The organism is Streptomyces sp. NPDC058401 (assembly GCF_042722885.1).
Lineage (GTDB): Bacteria > Actinomycetota > Actinomycetes > Streptomycetales > Streptomycetaceae > Streptomyces.
In genome coordinates, this window is the sequence record NZ_JBHXKA010000275.1 from 1 (window position 1) to 1,088 (window position 1,088).

The 1,088-nt window shown below is 74.4% G+C and carries 1 protein-coding gene and 1 pseudogene; both read left to right on the plus strand.

Features of this window, described 5'->3' with window-relative positions:
* Nucleotides 1-362 (plus strand): annotated as a pseudogene (locus ACFWNV_RS39710) (hypothetical protein); the annotation flags it as partial.
* 145 nt (nt 363-507) lie between these two features.
* Nucleotides 508-1,044: a TerD family protein gene (locus tag ACFWNV_RS39715; protein WP_383957240.1), complete on the plus strand. Its 537-nt coding sequence runs from the start codon at nt 508-510 to the stop codon at nt 1,042-1,044.
* The last annotated feature ends 44 nt before the right edge of the window (nt 1,045-1,088 follow it).

Here is a 1,088-nt window from a genome sequence, read left to right on the forward strand (position 1 = left end):
GCTCCATGCACCAGGAGGTGTACCGGGACGACCGCAAGGCGAAGGACTGGGCGGCCGAGCCGGCCGCGCGGGTCTTCGTCCACCTGGTGACCCCGCCCGCGTGGCGGCGGATCACCGGGGAGGAGCCGCCCCCCTCGCCGGTGGACCGGGCCGCCTACACCAAGGCCGGACTGCCGTGGTTCGACTACTACGACGAGGACGCCGCGGACCTCGCCCCCTCCGGCACCCTGGGCGGGGTCCGGCCGGTGGGCGAATGGCTCGGCACCGACGAGGCTCCGTGGGCGGAACCGGCACCCGGCCAGATCGCACCCCTGGGGAACGCTCCCCGGCCGGGCAAGCCCGTACAAGACGGCGACTGGTAGCCGTCGCGGTCCCCGCCGCCGGGGCCGGTCCCGCCGATGCGCGCCCCGGGCCCGGACTGGCCGGGAACGTACGGTCGTTCGAGCTCCGGGGCGGGACCCGTGACAGCATGGGAGGGCAACGCACGGTGGTCGGAGGGGGAGTTCGGTGAGCGGAGTACGCAAGGGCCTGGCCAAGGTGGAGATCGCGCTGCGGTGGGATCCCAGCCCGGCGGGAGCGCCCGTCCACGACCTGGACCTGCTCGCCGCGGTCTACCGTGCCGCGGACCCTTACGGGGATCCCGTCCACCTGGTGCACTTCGGCAGCCGGTCGCCCGACGGCACCATCACGCTCAACCGGGACAGCAGGACCGGGCAGGGGCTGGGCTTCGACGAGGTCATGACCCTCGAACTGAACCGGATCGCGGCCGAACTGAGCCGGGTCGTGGTGGGAGTGGTGATCCAGCGGCCGGGCGGCGGCCCGGCCCTGACCTTCGCCGAGGTCGCCGGAAAGGGACTGCGCATCCGGGAGGGCTACACCGATCTCGCCGTGGACGACCTCGCCGGCTTCGGCGCGGCCAGCGCGGTCACCGTCGCCGAGTTCACCCGCGACGCCGAGGGGGTCTGGTCCCTGGACCCGGCCCTGCGGGGCTTCGCGTCCGACCCGGAGGAGTTCGCCCGGGTGATGGGCGCGGCCCGGACCTGAGCCGGCCACCACACGGACCGGTCGGCGGTCACTCCGCGAGGGAG